Below are 18,220 nucleotides of genomic sequence, written 5' to 3'. Positions count from 1 at the left end.
CGAGCATGCAGTCCCGGTTGCGCGGCACCGCGATGACCCTCGCGTACGAGCGGCGGACCATCGCCCGCGACCTGACCGTCGACATCCCCGACCACTCCTTCACCGTGGTGATCGGCCCGAACGCGTGCGGCAAGTCCACCCTGCTGCGGGCCCTGTCGCGGCTGCTCAAGCCGGCCGTGGGGGCGGTGCTGCTGGACGGGGAGGACATCCAGCGGCGACCGGCCCGGGCCGTCGCCCGGACCCTCGGCCTGCTGCCGCAGTCGTCGGTCGCGCCGGACGGCATCGGTGTCGCCGAGCTGGTCGCCCGGGGCCGCTACCCGCACCAGGGGCTGCTGCGGCAGTGGTCCCGCGAGGACGAGCGGGTGGTCACCGAGTCGATGGCCGCAACCGGCGTCGCGGACCTCGCCGACCGCGCGGTCGACGAGCTCTCCGGCGGGCAGCGGCAACGGGTGTGGCTGGCGATGGCCCTCGCCCAGCAGACTCCCCTGCTGCTGCTGGACGAGCCGACGACCTATCTGGACATCGCCCACCAGATCGAGATCCTGGACCTCTGCGCACGGCTGCACGAGGAGCAGGGCCGTACGCTGGTCGCGGTGCTCCACGACCTGAACCACGCGGCGCGGTACGCCAGCCACCTGATCGCGATGCGCGACGGGCGGGTGGTCGCGGCCGGCCCGCCCCGGGAGGTGGTGACGGCCGCCCTCGTCGCGGAGGTGTTCGGGCTGCCCTGCCGCGTCATCGACGACCCCGAGACCGGGACCCCGCTGGTCGTACCGGCGGCCCGCCGCCGCACCGCGACCGAGGTCACGGCGTGAGTTGCCCTGTGTCAAGCCATCGCCGGTTGATCTTGGCTGAGCAAGTGTTGGAGGGCTCGGTGCCGGTCGGGGTTGTAGGGGGTGTTGGTGGTCCAGCACTTCCAGATGATGTCGAGCCAGGCGCGGGCGAGGATGCGGACGGCGTGGGGGTGGTCGTGGCCGCGGGCGCGGGCTCGTTGGTAGAGGTTGGCTGCCCAGGGGTTGGCGTGGCGGCTGTCGCCAGCGAAGTCGCAGACGGCGTCGCGGAGTTGTTTGTCCACGGCCCAGCGGAAGGCGACGATGCGGACCTTGCCGGATTCGCGGGTCGACGGGGCGACGCCGGCGAGGCAGGCCAGGGATGCTGGGGTGGGGAATCGGCCGCGGGCGTCGCCGATTTCGGCGAGCAGCCGGGCGGCGCGGACGGTGCCGGAGCGGGGCAGGCTGGTGAAGATGTCCCGGTCGGGGTGCCGGTCGAGGGTGTCGGTGATCTGCTGGTTGAGGGTGTCGATCTGGGCCACGATCGCGGCCAGGGTGGCGAGGTAGGCGCGGGTGATACCGGCCAGGGTCTGTCCGTAGTCGCCGGTGGCGCCGCGAGGCGCGGCGGTGATGCGGGCGTGCAGCACGGCTGGGTCGGTGCGGCCGCTGTAGCTCACGCTCTTGAGCCAGCCGGCCAGGCGTGTGGGCGACAGCCGGTCCAGGGCGTCCTGGGTGGTGAACCGGGTCAGGAACTGCCGGCTGATCGGCGAGTCGATGTCGTTGAACAGCTCGACGGTGCCCGGCAGGGCCGTGGCCAGGTGAGCGCGCAGCTGGTTGGCGACCGCGATGCGGTGGGCGATGAGGTCTTTGCGGGCGCGGCACAGCTTGCGCAGCGCGGTGGTCGGTGGGCTGTCCAGCACGAGCGGGGTCAGCCGTCGCCGGTCGGTGCGTACCGTGTCGGCCAGGACGTAGGCGTCGAACCGGTCGTCCTTGTTCCCGGCCGAGCCGTACCGTCGGCGCAGTGCTTTGACCTGCGAGGGTGGGATCACGTATACGGTCGTGTCGGCGGCCAGCAGCGCATCGACGATCGGGCCGTCCGGGCGTTCGATGCCGACCGCGTCCACCCGATGCCGGTCGAGCAGGTCGATCAGCCGTCTCAGGCCGGTCTTGGTGTATGTCAGCGTCAGCCGCTCCAACGGCTCACCGTCGGCGTCGATGACGCAGACGGCGTAGTCGTCCTTGGCCCAGTCCACCCCGGCCGAGTTCCCTCGCGCCGACGCGGCACTGTCGGTCACACTCATGGTTGCCTCTCCGCTGCGCTACCAGTGGGGAAGCACCTGGCGGTTCCGGGACACCACTGCCGGTCGCTCATTGAGCGGCGCTCGACGGCGCATAGCCCTGTTGCCAGTCGGGGTGTCCCGGGCCGCCGGGCCTCGCAGAACTCACGCTGGACCTCAAAGATCGAGCGAGCTGGGCGATGGCCCGACGGTCACCGGTGCACTCGAACCAACATCAGCTCGAGTGAGACAAGGGTGCACCAATGAGCGCGCGCGCCGAGCACACCCAGGGGCACCGGACCGCCGGGCCCCGCGCCGGCACCGAGCGCGGTGCCCGCGCGGGTGGCCGGGTGTTCCGGGACCGGTGGGGCGTGCCGCACCTGCGGGCCGGCGACCCCGGCGAGCTGGCCCACGCGCAGGGCCGGGTGACCGCCTACGACCGGGCGTGGCAGCTGGAGGTCGAACGGCACCGGTCGCTCGGCGCCAGCGCCGCGTTCCTCGGCGCCGACGCGGTGCCGTGGGACCGGTTCGCCCGGCAGGCCCGCCTCGACGACACCGCCCGGCGGTGCCACGCCCGGCTCGACGAGGCCACCGCCGGCTGGGTGGCCCGGTACGTCGACGGCGTCAACGACGGCCTGGCCGCCGGCGCGGCGCGCGACCCCCGGTTCGCCGCCGTCGGCCTCGCCCCCGGGCGGTGGGAGCCGTGGACCCCGCTGGCGATCTGGCTCACCCACCACGTGCTCTTCGCCGGCTTCCCCACCAAGCTCTGGCGTGAGCACGTCGCCCGGCGGCTCGGCCCGGACGCCGTGACGCTGTTCCACGCCGACGGGCCGACCAGCTCCGGCAGCAACGGCTGGCTGCTCGCCGGGGACCGCACCGCCACCGGCGCCGCGCTGCTGGCCGGCGACCCGCACCGGTACATCGAGGACCCCGGCATCTACCAGCAGATCCGGCTGGCCTGCCCGGAGTACGACGTGGTCGGCCTGGCCGTTCCCGGGGTGCCGGGCGTCGCCCACTTCGGGCACGCCGGCGACGTCGCCTGGGCGATCACCAACGCGATGGCCGACTACCAGGACCTGTACGCCGAGCGGCTGCGCCGCGACGGCGGCGGCGTCGAGGCGTACGGGCCGGACGGCTGGCGCCCCGCGCGGGCCCACACCGAGACGATCACCGTGGCCGGGGGCGACCCGGTCGACGTGGAGGTCGTCGAGACCGACCGGGGACCGGTGGTGGTCGGGGGGCCGGACGCGCCCGAGGCGATCAGCCTCCGCTACCCGCCCCGCGTCACCGGCGAGCTGGGCTTCGCCGCGCTGCCGGCGCTGCTGCGCGCCCGGACCGTCGCCGACGTGGACGCCGCCGTGGACGTGTGGGTGGAGCCGGTCAACGTCGTCCTCGCCGCGGACACCACCGGCGGCCTGCTGCACCGCGCCGCCGGGATGGTGCCCGCGCGCCACCCCGACAACCGCCTGCGTGTGGTGCCCGGTTGGGAGCCCGGGCACGCGTGGCAGGGCTGGCACGCGATGCCCTGCGCCGAGGTGCCCGACGTCGCGGTGATGGCAAACGAACGTGGCGTCTCCACGCCACTGGGGGTGGAGTTCGCGCCCCCGTACCGGGCGCGGCGCATCCGGGACCTGCTCGACGCGTCCCCCGGCTGGACCGCCGGGCGGATGGCCGAGGTGCACACCGACACGTACGCGGCCGCCGCCGGGTCGCTGCTCGCGATCCTGTCCGACCTGGACGGTCTGCCGCCGGAAGCGGCCGCGCTGCGGGACCGGCTGCTGCGCTGGGACCGCCGGATGGCCGCCGACAGCGGAGACGCGGGCGCGTACGCCGCCGTGCGGGCCGCCCTGGTGCGGCGGATCGCCGCCCACCCGGCCCTCGCGGCGCTCGCCGAGCCACCGGCGTACCCGGAGCTGTTCGCGCCCTGGCTGGCGCTGACGCCGCGGGTGGGGACGGCGCTCGGCGCGCTCCTGGCCCCGGGGGTGCTGCCCGGGGCGGACGCGGCGGCGCTCGCCCGGGAGGCGCTCGTGGAGGTCGCCGGCGGCGACCTGGACCCGGCCGTCGGCGGCGCGGGCGCCCGCTGGGGCGCCCGGCACCGGCTCGCCGCGTGGCGGGCCCTGCCCGACGCCGGCCCGGAAGGCGGGCCGGAGCTGGACGGGGACCACGACTGCGTGCTCGCGACCTCCAGCGTGCCCGGGATCACCGACCGGTGCCTGCGCGGGCCGGCGGCGCGGTACGCGTGGGACCTGGCGCGGCGCGAGGACAGCCGGTGGGTCGTGCCGCTCGGCGCCGACGGGGTGCCCGGCGCGGCGCACCACACCGACCAGCTCGCGGCGTGGCAGCACGGGGAGCTGCTGCCGGTGGTCACGAACTGGGACGACCTCACCGAGGAGCGGGATGGGTGACGCCGTGTTCGGACGGGATGTCGCGGGGTTCGGTCGCGTCGAGCTGCGGCCGGTGGAGCCGGACCGTGACGCGGACCTGATCCACGGCTGGGTCAGCCAGGAACGGGCCCGCTTCTGGGGGATGCGCGACGCCGGCCGGGACCGGGTGGCGGAGATCTACCGGTACGTGGACTCCCTCCCCACCCACCACGCCTGGCTGGCGCACCGGGACGGGCGGCCGGCGGCGCTGTTCCAGACGTACGAGCCGGCCGCCGACCCGGTCGGCGAGGTGTACGACGTCCGGCCCGGCGACCACGGCGTGCACCTGCTGATCGGCCCGCCGGCCCACCCCGAGCCCGGCTTCACCGGCCACCTGCTCGGGGTGCTGGTCGCGTTCGTGTTCGCTGACCCGGCGCACCGGCGGATCGTCGCCGAGCCGGACGCCCGCAACGACCGGGCGGTGGCCCGCCTGCGTCGCAGCGGGTTCGTGGCGGGTCCGCTGGTCGACCTGCCGGACAAGCGGGCCCGGCTGATGTTCCTCGACCGCGGGACGGCCGCTCAGCCGGCGCAGCGGTCGGAGAGCGCGTAGCGCACCAGCGCGACGTCGCCGATCTGGCGGACCTCGGCGACGCGGGCGCGGCGACCGGCGTGCCAGGGGAAGCAGCCGTCGCCGCCGAAGCGCGGGGCGCGGCTGTCGCCCACGAAGAACGGCGCGACCACCAGGTGCAGCTCGTCGGCGAGACCGGCGGTGAGGAACTGGGCGTGCACGCTCGCGCCGCCCTCCACCATCAACCGGCGTACGCCCCGGGCGGCGAGGTCCCCCAGCGCCCGGGTCAGGTCGACCGGCTCCCCGGCGTCGACCACGGTGGCCCGGTCGCCGAGGCGCTCGCGGGTCTTCTCGACCGCCGAGGTCGCGCAGTAGATGAACCGGTCGGTGTCACCGACGGTGAAGAACCGGGCCCCCGGGTCGAGGTCGCCGCAGCCGGTGAGCGTCACCCGCGCCGGCGAGGCCGGCAGACCCCGGGCGACCCGGTCGGCGCGGCGGGCGTCGGAGCGCACCAGCAGGCGCGGGTCGTCCCGGCGGACCGTGCCCGCGCCGACCAGGATCGCGTCGCACCCGGCCCGCACCTCGTCGATCCGGTCCAGGTCGGCCTCGTTGGACAGCACCAACCGCTGGCCGGTGGCGTCGTCGATGTAGCCGTCGATCGAGGCGGCGCAGCTGAGCAGGACGTACGGTCGCTCAGTCATGGACGAGAGGTAGGTCGAGGGCGTGGTCGCCGCGGGTCACCTTCGCGGCCAGGTAGCCGGCGTTCGCCGGGGAGAGGTACACGCCCGTGGGCACCCGCTCGGTGATGGTGACCCCGAGCCGGTGCAGCTGGGCGGCCTTGTCCGGGTTGTTGCTGAGCAGGGCGACCTGCTCCACGCCGAGCGCGGCGAGCATCTGCGCCGCCACCGTGTAGTCCCGCTCGTCCTCGCGGTGGCCGAGCGCGAGGTTCGCGTCGTACGTGTCGAGGCCGGCCTCCTGGAGCGCGTACGCCTCCAGCTTCGCGTACAGGCCGATGCCGCGGCCCTCCTGCCGCAGGTAGAGCAGGTACCCGCCGCTGTCGGCGATCCGCTCGACGGCCTCCCGCAACTGGGGACCGCAGTCGCAGCGCTGGCTGCCGAACACGTCCCCGGTGAGGCACTCGCTGTGCGGGCGGACCAGCGGCACGGGCCGGCGCGTGCCCGCCGGGTCGAGGGGGTGGGCCCGGTCGCCGAGCCCGAACGCCAGGTGCTCCCGCCCGTCGGCCAGGCCCTCGAAGGAGAAGACCCGCGCCGTGGTGGTGTACCCGTCGGGGAAGCGCAGCGGGACGGTGACCTCGGTACGGATCGTGGTGGCGGGCGGTGCGGAATGCATCGGACTCCTTGTCAGACGGTGCCGGCCGGCACGCGGACACGACGGGCCACCAGGACGGCGGCACCGGGAAGGCTCGCGACGAGCACCAGGGCTCCGTACACCATCGCCGTCGAGACGCCCTCGGCGGCGGAGAGGCCGGCGGCGCCGAACGCCCACGCGGCCACGCCCTCGCGGGGCCCGAAGCCGGCGACGTTCGCCGGCACCCCCATCGCGAGCAGCGCCAGCAGCGTCAACGGCACCAGCAGGGACAGCGGCGCGGTGGAGCCGGCGGTGCGGGCGGCGAGCACGAACGTCGCCAGGTGACCGGCGACCGCGAGCGCGGAGGCGAGCAGCACCCCGCACCAGGTGCGGCGGGCCAGCAGCCCGGCACGGACGTCGGCGACCGCGGCGCCGAGCGCCCGCGCGAAGCGGGACGGCTTGGCCACCGGCAGCGCCCGGGCCAGCAGGAACACGCCGAGCCCGAGCGCGGCGAGGGTCGCCGCCACCGCCGGCAGGTACGGCCGGACCGGGGACGGGAACGCGGCGAGCACCACCACCGCCACCGCGGCGAGCACGACCTGTCCGGCGGTTCGCTCCCACACGACGGCACGGATACCCCGCCCGACGTCGCCGGAATCCCGCCCGTGGCGAACCGCGCGGTGCACGTCGCCGAGGATCCCGCCGGGGAGCGTCGCGTTGAGGAACACCGCCCGGTAGCAGTGCGCCACGGCGGTTCGCAGCGGCAGCCGGACCCCGAGCCCGCCGGCGACCAGGCTCCACCGCCACGCGCAGCACACCGTGGTGAGCACGCCGATGGCCAGCGCCGCCGCCAGCGCGGGGGCGTCGATCAGGCGCAGCCCGTCGAGGAACGGGCCGGCGCCGACCCAGCAGAGGAGCCCGCCGAGCATGCCGACACCGCCCAGCGTCCGGACCCATGCCAGGGCCCGCCCCGAGACCCTCCGGCCCGCCGCGGGTGCGGTGGTCACCGCCGTGTCCATCCGGACCTCCCTCACGATCTTTCCCGTGGGTAGGCACGTACGGCGACGCTCACGGGTTCACCGTAGGCAGGGCGAGCAGGTCGCGGTGGTCGATCAGAACGGTCAGCCGGCCGGCCGCGACGGCGGCGCGCCGGCTCCGCGCGTACGCCCCGACCGGGCCGATCAGCTCCGGCCGCTGCTCGCAGGCCGCGTCGAGCCAGCCGGCGAACCACCCCTCGAACAGGTCCGGTTCCTTCGGGCCGAGCCGCCACGGGCTGGGCCGGAGCACGACGTCGGCGCCGTGCCGGACGAACGCGGCGGCCGCCACGTCGACGGCGTCCGGCCCGAGCAGGGCACGGCCGCCGACGGTACGGCGCTGGTGCTCGTTGAACGCCTCCGCGATCTCGGTGTCGAGGGCGTCGACCGGATCGAACCGCACCCGGCCGACGACGGACAGGGCGAACAGGGCCGGCCGGCCGGCGCAGGCGGCGACGACCCGCTCGACCTCGTCGGCGGTGAGCATGTCCAGCAGCGCGGACGCGGTGACCAGGGAGGCGCCGGCCAGGTCGGCGGCGGTGAGCCGGGTCAGGTCACCGGGGCGGGTCTCGACGGTCACCGGGGCACCGTCGGCGGCGGCCGCGGGCAGGTCGGCGGCGGCGCGGGCGAGCAGACCGGCGTCCCCGTCGTGCAGGATCCAGTGCTGCGGACCGGGCAGCCGCGGGGCGAGCCAGCGGCCCATCGACCCGGTGCCGCAGCCGAGGTCGTGCACGACCAGCGGGGTGCCGGTGAGCCAGGACCGCACCCGGTCGACGAGGTCCGTGGCGCGGGCCGCCGCGTCGGCGGGCTCGCGCAGGGTGAGCCAGTCCGCGAAGCCCGCGGGCAGGTCGACGGTCATGCCGCTCCTTCCAGCGCCGTCGCCAGCGCGGTGGTCGTCGTCGTCCAGTCGTCGAGGGCGGCCCGCCGCTCGCGGGCGGACCGGCGCAGGCGTCCGCGCAGCGCCGGGTCGGTGAGCCAGCGCCGCAGCGCGCCGGCCAGGGCGGCCGGGTCACCGGGGGGCACGAGCAGCCCCGGCGGGGTGCCGTCCGGGGCGCGGCCCAGGGTGTCGGGCAGCCCGCCGGCCGCGGTCGCCAGCACCGGTACGCCACGGGCGAGGGCCTCGGTGACCGCCATGCCGTACGTCTCGATCCGCGACGCCAGCACCAGCAGGTCGGCCGCCGCGTACGCGGCGTCCAGATCGGCCCCGGGGTACGGGCCGGCCAGGTGCACCCGCCCGGCGAGACCCTGGTCGGCGACGCGCCGCCGCAGCCGGTCGACGAACACCGGGTCCCGGGTGAGCGACCCGGCGCAGACGCAGCGCCAGGGCAGGTCGGCGACCCGGGCGAGCGCGTCGACCAGGGTGTCGTGTCCCTTGAGCGGGGTGACCGCCGCGACGCAGAGCAGTTCCCCGCCGGTCGACGAGCCGGCCGCCGGGGGTGCCGGGTCGACGCCGGGCGCGGCGACGTGGATCCGCCCGGCGGGCAGCGCGTACCGGTCGATGAGCCACCGCCGCGTCCAGCCGCTGGTGGTGACGACCGCCGCCGCGCACGCCAGTGCCGCGCGCTCGGCGTCGTGGTCCAGCGGCAGGTGCACGAGCACGACCGGGCGCAGCCGTCCGGCACGCGGCGCGAGGATCTCGGGCACGGCCGAGGCGACCAGGCCGTCGAGCAGGGTGACCGCCCCGTCGGGCAGCGCGTCGAGCACCCGGGCGAGACCGGCCCGGTCGGCCGGCTCCGGGTCCGGCCAGCGACCGGGTACCGGGTGCTCGTGCACGGTCCACCCGGCGGCGGCCAGGCCGTCGAGGACGCGCCGGTCGTACCGGTTGCCTCCGCTCGGTGTGGCCGGGTCGTCGATGTCGCCGGGCAGCACCGCGTGGACGGTGCCCGTCACAGCGACCGTTCGTAGCTGGCCCACGCCACGTGCGACTCGTGCAGGGTCACCGTGATCCCGGCCAGGCCACGCGCACCCTCGCCGAGGTCACCGGCGTGCGCCGCCTCGGCGAGCCGGTCGGCGACGGTGCGGGCGAGCACCTCGGTGGTGGTGTTCACGCCCGCGAACGCCGGCTCGTCGTCGAGGTTGCGGTAGGTCAGTTCGCCCAGCACCGCGCGCAGCCGGTCGGTGGCCCGCCCGATGTCGACCACGATGCCGTCGGCGTCGAGGTCGGCGCGGCGGAAGGTGGCGTCGACGACGAAGGTGGCGCCGTGCAGGCGCTGGGCCGGACCGAACACCTCACCCCGGAAGCTGTGGGCGATCATCATGTGGTCACGGACGGTAACGCTGAACACGGTTAGTCCTCTCCGTCGTAGGTGATGAGGTGGCACAGGGCCGGCAGCCGCCCGGCGGCGAGCCGGGGCAGCACGTCGGGCAGGTCGGCGAAGCGGGACTCCCCGGTGAGCAGCACGTCGAACACCGGATCGGCGAGCAGGTCCAGCGCCAGCGCGAGCCGGTCGGGGTAGCTGCGGCTGCTCCGCCGGGCCGGCGCGATCCGGCCCACCTGGCTGCTGCGCAGGGTGAGCCGCCCGGAGTGGAACTCGCCGCCCAGCGGGAGGGTCACCTCGCGGTCGCCGTACCAGCTCAGCTCCAGCACCGTGCCCTCCGGCGCCACCAGCTCCAGGCAGCGCCGCAGGCCGGCGGAGGTGGCGCTGGCGTGCACCACCAGGTCGCGTCCGCCCGCCGCGTCGGCCGGCGCGGCGAACTCGACGCCGAGGGCCGCGGCCAGCGCCGCCCGCGCCGGGTCGACGTCGACGAGCTGCACCCGTACCCCGGGGAAGCGCGCCGCCAGGGCCGCGACGGTGGCACCGACCATGCCGGCGCCGACCACGGTTATCCGGTCGCCGACCAGCGGCGGCGCGTCCCACAGCGCGTTCACCGCGGTCTCCACCGTGCCGGCCAGCACCGCGCGGGCCGCCGGAACGCCGTCGGGTACGACCGCCACCGCGTCGACCGGGACCACGTACGCGGTCTGGTGCGGGTGCAGGCAGAACACGGTGCGCCCGCGCAGGTCCTCCGGCCCCTCCTCGACCACGCCCACGCTGAGGTAGCCGTACTTGACCGGCGCCGGGAAGTCTCCCTCCTGGAACGGGGCGCGCATCGCCGCGTACTGGCCGGTGGGGACGCCGCCGGTGAACACCAGCGTCTCGGTGCCGCGGCTCACGCCGGAGTACCGCGCCCGGACGAGCACCTCGCCGGGGCCGGGGGCGGGCAGCGGCGCCGGCCGGATCTCCCCCTGGCCGGGTGTCCGCAGCCAGAAGGCCCGGGCCGTCCGTGTCACCGGCTGCTCCTTTCCGCGTCCGGGCGAACCGGACCGTCGTTTCATGCGTACTACCCAGTCAGGGAGTTGTCGATCATAGACACGGAGGCACGGTGGCCACGGTTCGAAACGGTCCGCTGATCGGGCTGGGCGTCCAGATTGTCCTGCTGGCCGGGCTCGCCGGGACGGTCGGTCTCGGCCCCACCGGCTGGTTCGCCGGCCTCGGGTACGGGCTGGCGGTGTGCCTGACGCTGCTCGTGGGCCTGCACCGGGCGGGGGTGACCGCTCTCGGGCCGGCCGACCGGGTGACCCTGGGCCGGGCGGTGCTCGTCGGCGCGGTCACCGCGCTGGTCGCCGACGGGTTCGCCGGCCGGCCGGTGCCGATCGGGCTGTTCACCGTCCTCACCGCGGTGGCCCTCGCGTTGGACGCCGTGGACGGGTACGTGGCCCGGCGCACCGGCACGGCCAGCGCGCTCGGCGCCCGGTTCGACATGGAGATCGACAGCATCCTCGTCGCCGTGCTCAGCCTGCACGTGGCGCCGGCGGTCGGGGTCTGGGTGCTCGCCCTCGGCGCGATGCGGTACCTGTTCGTCGCCGCCGGCTGGGCGCTGCCCTGGATGTGCCGGCCGCTGCCACCCCGGTACTGGCGCAAGGTCACCGCGGCGGCGCTGGGCGTGCTGCTGCTGGTCGCCGCGTCGCGGGTGCTGCCGCCGCCGGCCGCGGTGGCGCTGCTCGTCGGGGCGCTGGCGCTCCAGGTGGAGTCGTTCGGTCGGGACGTGCTCTGGCTGTGGCGGCGCCGCTCCGCGCCGGTCCCCACGCCGGCCACGGCACCCGTCGGGCAGCCCGCGATGCCGGTCGCCGGCGCGCCGCTGCCGGGCGTGCCGGTGGGCGCGGGCCGGCCGGCGGCGCGCCGGGAACTCGTCGCCGTCCACGACTGACCGAGGAGCACCGTGCAGAACGACGAGAACACCGCGCGGCCCGACGAGAACACCGCGCGGCCCGACGAGAGCAGCGCGCGGCCCGACGAGAGCAGCGCGCGGCCCGACGGGAGCACCGTCCCGGTCGACGAGCCAGGCACGGGGCGTACCCCGGGGCAGGTGGACCGGCCGGCGCGGTGGCGGCGGGTCGTGGGGTGGCTGGCCACCGCGGTGGCCGTGGCGCTGGTGCTGGTCGCCCTGGGCGCGCCGCACCGACCGGGCCACCTGACGCCCGCCGCGCTGGTCCGGATCCCCCTGGAGGGTCTGGTGCTGGCGGCGGTCCTGCTCGCCCTGCCCACCCGGGCCCGCCGCCCGGTGGCGACGCTGGCCGGGGTGGCGCTCGGGCTGCTGGTGGTCCTCAAGGCCGCCGACCTCGGCTTCGGCTCGGCGCTCGGCCGGCCGTTCGACCTGGTGCTCGACTGGGCGCTGCTCGACGAGGCGTTCACCTTCGTGAGCGGTTCGGTCGGGCGGGCCGGCGCCGTCGCCGCCGCCGTCGGCGCCGTGCTGCTGGCCGTCGGGCTGCTCGCCACCCTGACCTGGGCGACCCGGCGGCTGTGCCGGCTGCTGGCCGGCCACCCGGACCGGTCCCGCCGCGCGCTGGCGGCGCTGGTGGTGCTCTGGCTCGTCGGCGCCGCCGCCGGGGTGCGGATCGCGCCGGCCGGGCCGGTGGCCGACGCCTCCGCGACCGTGCTGGTCAACGCGCACGCCCTGCAGGTGCAGGCGCGGCTGCGCGACCGGGCGGTGTTCGCCGGTGAGGTCGACGCCGACCCGTACGGCGACGCGCCCGGCGACCGGCTGCTCACCGCGCTGCGCGGGAAGGACGTGCTGGTCGCCTTCGTCGAGAGCTACGGGCGCGACGCGGTGCAGGAGGAGGAGTTCGCCAACGTCGGCGTGGTGCTCGACCAGGGGCAACGTCGGCTGTCCGCGGCCGGCTACGGCACCCGCAGCGCGTTCCTCACCTCGCCCACCACCGGCGGCGGCAGCTGGCTGGCCCACGCCACGTTGCTCTCCGGCCTGTGGATCGACAACGACCAACGCCACCGTACGCTGCTGGCCAGCGACCGCAGCACCCTCGGCACCGCCTTCCAGCGGGCCGGCTGGCGGACGGTCGGCGTGATGCCGGCGGCCAACCAGGCGTGGCCCGAGGGGGCGTTCTACGACTACGAGCAGTTCTACGACGAGCACAGCCTCGGCTACCGGGGCCCGCGGTTCAGCTTCGCCCCGATGCCCGACCAGTACACCCTGTCGGTGTTCCACCAGCGGGAACGCACCGCCACGGACCGGCGGCCGGTGATGGCCGAGCTGGCCCTGATCTCCAGCCACTCCCCCTGGACGCACATCCCCCGGCTGCTGGACTGGAACGCGCTCGGCGACGGCAGCGTGTTCCGCGACGCCACCGAGCGCAGCTCGTCCAAGCAGCCCCGGCTGGGTTACCGGCGGTCGATCGAGTACACGCTGGGCGCCCTCACCTCGTACGTCCAGCGGTACGGCGGCGACAACCTGGTGCTGATCGTGGTCGGTGACCACCAGCCCGCGCCGATCGTCACCGGCCCGGACGCCAGCCAGGACGTGCCGATCCACCTCATCACGCGGGACCGGGCGGTGCTCGACCGGATCGCCGGCTGGAACTGGCAGGACGGCCTACGGCCGGGACCCGACGCGCCGGTGTGGCGGATGGACACCTTCCGGGACCGCTTCCTCACCACGTTCTCCCCCGGCCTCGACCCGCGCGCAGCGGCGGCCGGCCCGCCCGGCTGATCCCGGCGCCGGCCCCGTCGTCACCGTCAGGGGCGGCGGAGGACGGCGAACCGGCGGCCGTCCCGGTCGGCCACCTCGTGCACCGCGAGGCCGACCGCGGCGGCCACCGCCGGCAGCGCCCGCTCGTCGAGCCGGGCCCACCGGAACCACGGGCCCCGCCGGGACACGCCGTCGACCGTCCGGTACGCGAGATGGCTGACGCCGCGCCACAGGCCGGGGCCGGCCGGTTCCACCTCCACCACGACGGTGCCGCGCGGGCGGAGGAGGTCCCGGCAGCGGCGCAGCAGGGCGACCGGGTCGCCGCCGATGCCGATGTTGCCGTCGATCAGCAGCACGTGCGCCCAGCGCCCCTCGCCGGGCAGCGGGTCGAACACGTCCCGGCGCAGCGCGACCGCGCCGCGGGCCCGGGTACGGCGGACGGCCTCGGCGCACACGTCGAGCCCGACGGCCGTCACACCGGCCTCCACCAGCGCGCGGGTGACCCGGCCCGGCCCGCAGCCGACGTCCAGGGTGGGGCCGGCGCAGCGGCGCAGGACCGCCCGCAGCGCCGGCTCCGCCGCCGCGTGCCAGCGGTCGACCGGCAGGCGGGTCCGCCGCCCGTGGGTGTCGACCAGCCAGTGCGTCCCGGTCGGGGTGGTGAGCGCCGCCGCGAAGCCGGCGGCGTCCGGGTCGGTGGCGAGGGCGGTCACCGCCGTGTCCCGACCGTCTCCGGGTCCGGCCGGACGGCGTGGACCTGCCGCGCGAACCGGCTGCCCGGCAGCATCGCCGCCACGGCCAGCGCGTCGGCCCACTCGTCGACGTCCCGGAGCACCGGCAGCGGCTGAACGCGCAGGCGGCACGCGGCCAGTGCCTCGACGGTGCGTCGCCCGGTCAGCGGGGTGGACATGGGCACGTCCCGCAGGGCGGTCGCGTGTCGGGGATCGCGCAGGCCCAGGCCCCACCAGCCACCGTCGACCGCGGGGCCGAGCAGCGCGTCCGCGCCGGCCAGGCGCCGCGCCGCCGCGCCGAGCAGGACCGGGGACACCTGCGGCGTGTCCATGCCGATCTGGAGCACCGGCCGGCCGGGGTACGCGGCCGCGATGTCCGCGTACGCGGCGGCGAGCCGGTCGCCCAGCCCGGCGCCACGCTGCGGCAGGACCGTCCAGCCGGTGACGGCGGTCCGCAGCGCGTCGGCGGCCACGCCGTCGGCGAGCCGCCCGTGCAGGGCGAGCACCGGGGTCACGCCGGGGGTCGCCGCGACCGCGGCGAGCGTGTCGCGCAGCGCGGCGGCGGCGACCCGGGCCGCCTGGTCGGGGGTGGCGGGCGGGCACAGCCGGGTCTTCACCGCGCCCGGCACCGGCGCCTTCGCCACGACCAGCAGGACGGTCACCGGGTGCCGCCCATGCTGCGCAGCACGCCGGCGAAGTCGCGGGTCGCCCGCAGGGTGCCGCGCACGGAGCCGGAGACCTTCGAGCGGGTGCCGGCGGCGCGCGGCGCGTACGTGACGTCCAGTTCCCGGATGCGCCAACCCGCGGCGGCCGCCCGGACCAGCAGTTCGAGCGGGTAGCCGAAGGCCCGGTCGGTGACGCCGAGGCCGAGCAGCGCCTCGCGCCGCGCCACCCGGATCGGGCTCAGGTCGCGCAGCGGGACGCCACGCTGGCGCAGCAGCGCCGCGATCAGCGCGGTGCCGGCGCGGGCGTGCCACGGCCAGGCGGACGCCGACACGGGCCGGCGGCGGCCCACCGCGAGGTCGGCCGAGCCGTCCGCCACCGGGGCCACCAGGGCCGGCAGCTCCGCCGGGTCGAACGAACCGTCCGCGTCCAGGACGCACACCAGTTCGGTCTCGGCGGCGAGGAGCCCGGTGTGGACGGCGGCGCCGTAGCCGCGGCGGGGTTCGTGCACCACCCGGGCGCCGAGCCGGGCGGCCACCTCGGGCGACCCGTCCCGCGACCCGTTGTCCACCACGAGCGCCCGGTACCCGGGCGGCAGCGCGGCGAGGACGCCCGGCAGCGCCGCAGCCTCGTCCAGGCACGGCAGGACCACGTCGATCTGTGTGGACATGCCTCGACGCTAGGGCGGCGGCGGACCCGCGGCGGCCGGAACGTGCTTACAGATCGCTTACCGGGGGACAGATTCTTACCGACCGGTGACGGGACGCCGCTTCGCCTGCGCCACCGCGTCGCAGCCCGTACCGTGCGGTCGTTGTGACGTCCACACCGACACGAACCGCCGCCGCCCCCGCGGCGCCCGCCCGCCGGGGCCGCGCCGACCTGGTGGTGCTCGCCGTGGAGGCGGCGCTGCTGGCGGCCGCCGTGGTGGTGGGCGCGGTGCTCAACGCCCGGGGTTCGGGCCTGCACGCGGACGCCGCTCCGGCCTACGCCACCTGGCGTCCGCACGTCGGCTGGGGTACGCCGGCGGTGGTGCTGGTCGCCGTGGTGGTGCTGGTCTGGGGCGTTCCGTGGGCGCGGACCGCCCGCTGGGGCCGGCTGCTCCTCGCCGGCTGGCTGGCCTCGGTGGCGTGGACGCTCGCGCTGGCCCTGGTGGACGGCTGGTCGGCCGGTCTCGCCGAGCGGCTGACCACGCAGGCGGAGTACCTGCACGAGGTGCCCCGGGTCACCGACGTGTCCGCCGTGCTGGCCGGTTTCACCGGGCGGATCCTCGACTTCCAGCCGGACTCGTGGTCGACGCACACGGCCGGGCACCCGCCCGGGGCGCTGCTGGTCTTCGTGTGGCTCGACCGGGTCGGGCTGGGCGGCGGCGCGGTGGCCGGCCTGGTGTGCGTCCTGGCCGGCGCGACGGTTGCGGTGTCGGTGCCGGTGACCCTGCGGGCGCTGGGAGCCGACGGCGCCGCCCGGGCCCTGGTGCCGTTCCTGGTGCTGCTGCCGGGCGCGGTCTGGGTGGGGGCGTCGGCGGACGGGCTGTTCGCCGGGGTGGTGGCCGCCGGCCTGGCGCTGCTCGCGACCGGCGGCCGGTGGACGGCCTTCGCCGGCGGGCTCGTGCTGGGCTTCGCGCTGCACCTGTCGTACGGGTTCGTGCTGGTCGGGTTGCTGGCGGTGGCCGTGCTGGCGGTGCGGGCCCGGGACGGGTGGGCAGCGCTGGCCGCCGCCCTCGCCGGGGTCGCCGCCGTCGTGGTGGCGTTCACCACCGCCGGGTTCTGGTGGTGGGACGGCTACCGCCTGGTGGTCGAGCGCTACTACCAGGGGTGGGCGGCCGATCGCCCGTACGGCTACTGGGTGTGGGCGAACCTGGCCGCGCTGCTGCTGTCCGCCGGGCCGGCGGTGGGGCCGGCGCTGCGCCGGGCGCTGGTGGCCGCCGTCGGGCCGGTTCGTGGCGCGCTCGCGCGGCTCGCGGCCGGGTCGGCCGACGGCGGGGTGATCGCCGGGCCCGCGGGGCGGATCGGGCGTGCCGCGCGGTGGTGGTCGGCGATGGCGGGTGCCGTCCGGGGCGCGGGACCGGTCGTCGTGCTCCCGGTGGCCGCGGCGCTGGCGGTCGTGGCGGCGGACCTGTCCGGGCTGAGCAAGGCGGAGGTGGAGCGGATCTGGCTGCCGTTCGCGGTGTGGCTGCTGGTGGCCGTCGCGCACCTGCCGGCACGTACCCACCGGTGGTGGCTCGCCGGGCAGGCAGTGACCGCCGTGGCGGTCAACCACCTGCTGTTCACGGTCAGCTGACGGTCGCGGCGTCCGGCGGTGTGCGCCGGCTGCGACAGCGCAGGATGCGCCATGCCGTGCCGGCGCCCCGCCCGGGCATCGCGCCGGCCGGTCAGGCCGGCAGGGCGGACGGCTCCGCCGCCACGGCGGGCTCGGACGGGGCGGCCGGGGACGGCCCACCGGCGGGCACGGCGGCCGGTTCCCGCAGCGGGTCGCGGGCGAACGCGGCGACGCCCTCGGCGAAGCCGACCCGGGCGGTGTAGCCGAGGAGGCCGGCGGCGCGGCGCGGGTCGGCGACGACGTGGCGGACGTCGGCGGCGCGGGCACCGCCGACCACGAGGGGCGCGGGACCGCCCATCGCCGCGGCGAGGGTGGTCGCGAGTTCGCCGACGGTGTGCGGCTCGCCGGAGCAGACGTTGACCGGCACCAGGCCCTCCGGCGCCGGGGCGGTCAGCGCCAGCAGGTTGGCCCGCGCCACGTCGGTGACGTGCACGAAGTCGCGGCGCTGGCGGCCGTCCTCCAGCAAGCGGGGCGCCCGCCCGGCCGCCAGCGCCGAGCGGAAGATCGAGGCCACGCCCGCGTACGGGGTGTCGCGGGGCATCCGGGGGCCGTAGACGTTGTGGTAGCGCAGCGCCCACACCCCGCCGCCGGTCTGCCGGGCCCAGGCGGCGGCCAGGTGCTCCTGCGCCAGCTTGGTGGCCGCGTACGTGCTGCGGGGATCGAGGGGCGCGTCCTCCGGCACCAGGGCCGGGGTGAGTGGACGGTGGCAGGCGGGGCAGCTCGGGTCGTACCGGCCGGCGGCCAGGTCGGCGGGGCGGCGCGGAGCGGGGCGGACGACGCCGTGGGCGGCGCACCGGTACGTCCCCTCCCCGTAGACGACCATCGAACTGGCCAGCACGAGCCGGGTCACGCCGGCCCGGTGCATGGCGGCGAGCAGCACGGCGGTGCCGTGGTCGTTGTGGCTGGTGTACGCCGGGGCGTCGGACGGGTCGAGGCCGTGCCCGACCATGGCGGCCTGGTGGCAGACGGCGTCCACGTCGCGCAGCAGCCGGTCCAGCAGCGCCGCGTCGCGGACGTCGCCGACCACCGGCCGGTGCGTCCGGGACCAGACCGGCAGCCCGGCCCCGTGCGCCTGCGGGAGCAGCGCGTCCAGGCCGACCACGTCGTGCCCCTCGGCGACCGCCAGGTCGACGACGTGCGACCCGACGAAGCCGGCCGCGCCGGTGACGAGTATGCGCATTCCGGTCACGCTAGGCCGGCCGGGCGCGGCGGCCCGGGTGTTCGGCCGG

At 76.8% G+C, this 18,220-nt stretch carries 17 protein-coding genes and 1 pseudogene; 6 read left to right on the top strand and 12 right to left on the bottom strand.

The genetic code is table 11. The features are described from left to right. Window positions 1-5: 5 nt before the first annotated feature. A complete protein-coding gene (locus GKC29_RS17135; protein WP_155331794.1) occupies window positions 6-815 on the top strand; it encodes an ABC transporter ATP-binding protein in 810 nt (269 codons plus the stop codon). A gap of 11 nt (window positions 816-826) precedes the next feature. Here the strand turns inward: GKC29_RS17135 and GKC29_RS17130 are convergent, their stop codons facing one another. Continuing rightward, window positions 827-2,071 carry an IS110 family transposase gene (locus tag GKC29_RS17130; protein WP_155329394.1) on the bottom strand — a complete coding sequence of 415 codons (1,245 nt, stop codon included), beginning with the start codon at window positions 2,069-2,071 and terminating at the stop codon, window positions 827-829. Between the two features lie 239 nt (window positions 2,072-2,310). On the opposite strand from GKC29_RS17130, the gene GKC29_RS17125 reads away from it, so the two are divergent. After that, entirely contained in the window at window positions 2,311-4,452 is a 2,142-nt protein-coding gene (locus tag GKC29_RS17125) for a penicillin acylase family protein (protein WP_155331793.1), read from the top strand. Further along, on the top strand, window positions 4,445-5,020 hold the full coding sequence (locus tag GKC29_RS17120; RefSeq protein WP_155331792.1) for a GNAT family N-acetyltransferase: 576 nt from the start codon (window positions 4,445-4,447) through the stop codon (window positions 5,018-5,020). The genes GKC29_RS17125 and GKC29_RS17120 overlap by 8 nt, the downstream gene beginning before the upstream one ends. Here the strand turns inward: GKC29_RS17120 and GKC29_RS17115 are convergent. From GKC29_RS17115 to GKC29_RS17085, 7 genes are read right to left on the bottom strand one after another with little or no spacing between them, the layout of a single operon-like run. Then, a complete protein-coding gene (locus GKC29_RS17115; protein ID WP_155331791.1) occupies window positions 4,990-5,679 on the bottom strand; it encodes a dihydrofolate reductase family protein in 690 nt (229 codons plus the stop codon). The two genes, GKC29_RS17120 and GKC29_RS17115, sit on opposite strands and share 31 nt — an antisense overlap. Further along, window positions 5,672-6,328 (bottom strand): GTP cyclohydrolase II, encoded by a 657-nt coding sequence (gene ribA, locus GKC29_RS17110; protein WP_155331790.1) that lies wholly within the window; start codon window positions 6,326-6,328, stop codon window positions 5,672-5,674. The genes GKC29_RS17115 and ribA overlap by 8 nt, the downstream gene beginning before the upstream one ends. Before the next feature lie 11 nt (window positions 6,329-6,339). After that, window positions 6,340-7,305, bottom strand: coding sequence for a lysylphosphatidylglycerol synthase transmembrane domain-containing protein (locus GKC29_RS17105; protein ID WP_155331789.1), 966 nt, complete (start codon window positions 7,303-7,305; stop codon window positions 6,340-6,342). A gap of 49 nt (window positions 7,306-7,354) precedes the next feature. Further along, the gene (locus GKC29_RS17100; RefSeq protein WP_155331788.1) at window positions 7,355-8,179 is read right to left on the bottom strand and encodes a methyltransferase domain-containing protein; all 825 of its coding nucleotides are present in this window, start codon (window positions 8,177-8,179) and stop codon (window positions 7,355-7,357) included. Continuing rightward, complete coding sequence (locus GKC29_RS17095) at window positions 8,176-9,210, bottom strand: glycosyltransferase family 4 protein (RefSeq protein ID WP_155331787.1); 1,035 nt, start codon at window positions 9,208-9,210, stop codon at window positions 8,176-8,178. The genes GKC29_RS17100 and GKC29_RS17095 overlap by 4 nt, the downstream gene beginning before the upstream one ends. Continuing rightward, on the bottom strand, window positions 9,207-9,605 hold the full coding sequence (locus tag GKC29_RS17090) for a 6-carboxytetrahydropterin synthase (RefSeq protein WP_155331786.1): 399 nt from the start codon (window positions 9,603-9,605) through the stop codon (window positions 9,207-9,209). The genes GKC29_RS17095 and GKC29_RS17090 overlap by 4 nt, the downstream gene beginning before the upstream one ends. A 2-nt stretch (window positions 9,606-9,607) precedes the next feature. Continuing rightward, window positions 9,608-10,591, bottom strand: a complete 984-nt coding sequence (locus GKC29_RS17085; protein ID WP_155331785.1) for a zinc-binding alcohol dehydrogenase — start codon at window positions 10,589-10,591, stop codon at window positions 9,608-9,610. A 92-nt stretch (window positions 10,592-10,683) separates the two neighbouring features. Here GKC29_RS17085 and GKC29_RS17080 point away from each other — a divergent pair. Continuing rightward, window positions 10,684-11,475 (top strand): annotated as a pseudogene (locus GKC29_RS17080) (CDP-alcohol phosphatidyltransferase family protein); the annotation flags it as partial. Window positions 11,476-11,520: 45 nt separating this feature from the next. Next, window positions 11,521-13,305, top strand: a complete 1,785-nt coding sequence (locus GKC29_RS17075; RefSeq protein WP_370463259.1) for a hypothetical protein — start codon at window positions 11,521-11,523, stop codon at window positions 13,303-13,305. 26 nt (window positions 13,306-13,331) lie between these two features. On the opposite strand, the gene GKC29_RS17070 is transcribed toward GKC29_RS17075, so the two are convergent. Genes GKC29_RS17070 through GKC29_RS17060 form a run of 3 tightly spaced genes read right to left on the bottom strand, consistent with a single transcriptional unit; the run spans window position 13,332 to window position 15,345 of the window. Next, window positions 13,332-13,994, bottom strand: coding sequence for a bifunctional 2-polyprenyl-6-hydroxyphenol methylase/3-demethylubiquinol 3-O-methyltransferase UbiG (locus GKC29_RS17070; protein WP_155331783.1), 663 nt, complete (start codon window positions 13,992-13,994; stop codon window positions 13,332-13,334). Then, the gene (locus tag GKC29_RS17065; protein WP_155331782.1) at window positions 13,991-14,674 is read right to left on the bottom strand and encodes a DUF2064 domain-containing protein; all 684 of its coding nucleotides are present in this window, start codon (window positions 14,672-14,674) and stop codon (window positions 13,991-13,993) included. The genes GKC29_RS17070 and GKC29_RS17065 overlap by 4 nt, the downstream gene beginning before the upstream one ends. After that, a complete protein-coding gene (locus GKC29_RS17060; protein WP_155331781.1) occupies window positions 14,671-15,345 on the bottom strand; it encodes a glycosyltransferase family 2 protein in 675 nt (224 codons plus the stop codon). The genes GKC29_RS17065 and GKC29_RS17060 overlap by 4 nt, the downstream gene beginning before the upstream one ends. Before the next feature lie 143 nt (window positions 15,346-15,488). Between GKC29_RS17060 and GKC29_RS17055 the strand changes: the two genes are divergently transcribed. After that, window positions 15,489-16,952 carry a hypothetical protein gene (locus GKC29_RS17055; protein ID WP_155331780.1) on the top strand — a complete coding sequence of 488 codons (1,464 nt, stop codon included), beginning with the start codon at window positions 15,489-15,491 and terminating at the stop codon, window positions 16,950-16,952. A gap of 91 nt (window positions 16,953-17,043) precedes the next feature. Here GKC29_RS17055 and GKC29_RS17050 read toward each other — a convergent pair whose 3' ends face one another. After that, a complete protein-coding gene (locus GKC29_RS17050; RefSeq protein ID WP_155331779.1) occupies window positions 17,044-18,171 on the bottom strand; it encodes an NAD-dependent epimerase/dehydratase family protein in 1,128 nt (375 codons plus the stop codon). Window positions 18,172-18,220: the final 49 nt, after the last annotated feature.

This window comes from Micromonospora sp. WMMC415 (assembly GCF_009707425.1).
Taxonomy (GTDB): domain Bacteria; phylum Actinomycetota; class Actinomycetes; order Mycobacteriales; family Micromonosporaceae; genus Micromonospora.
Note: the sequence above shows the minus strand (reverse complement) of the source record. Positions and strands in the feature narration are given on the sequence as shown.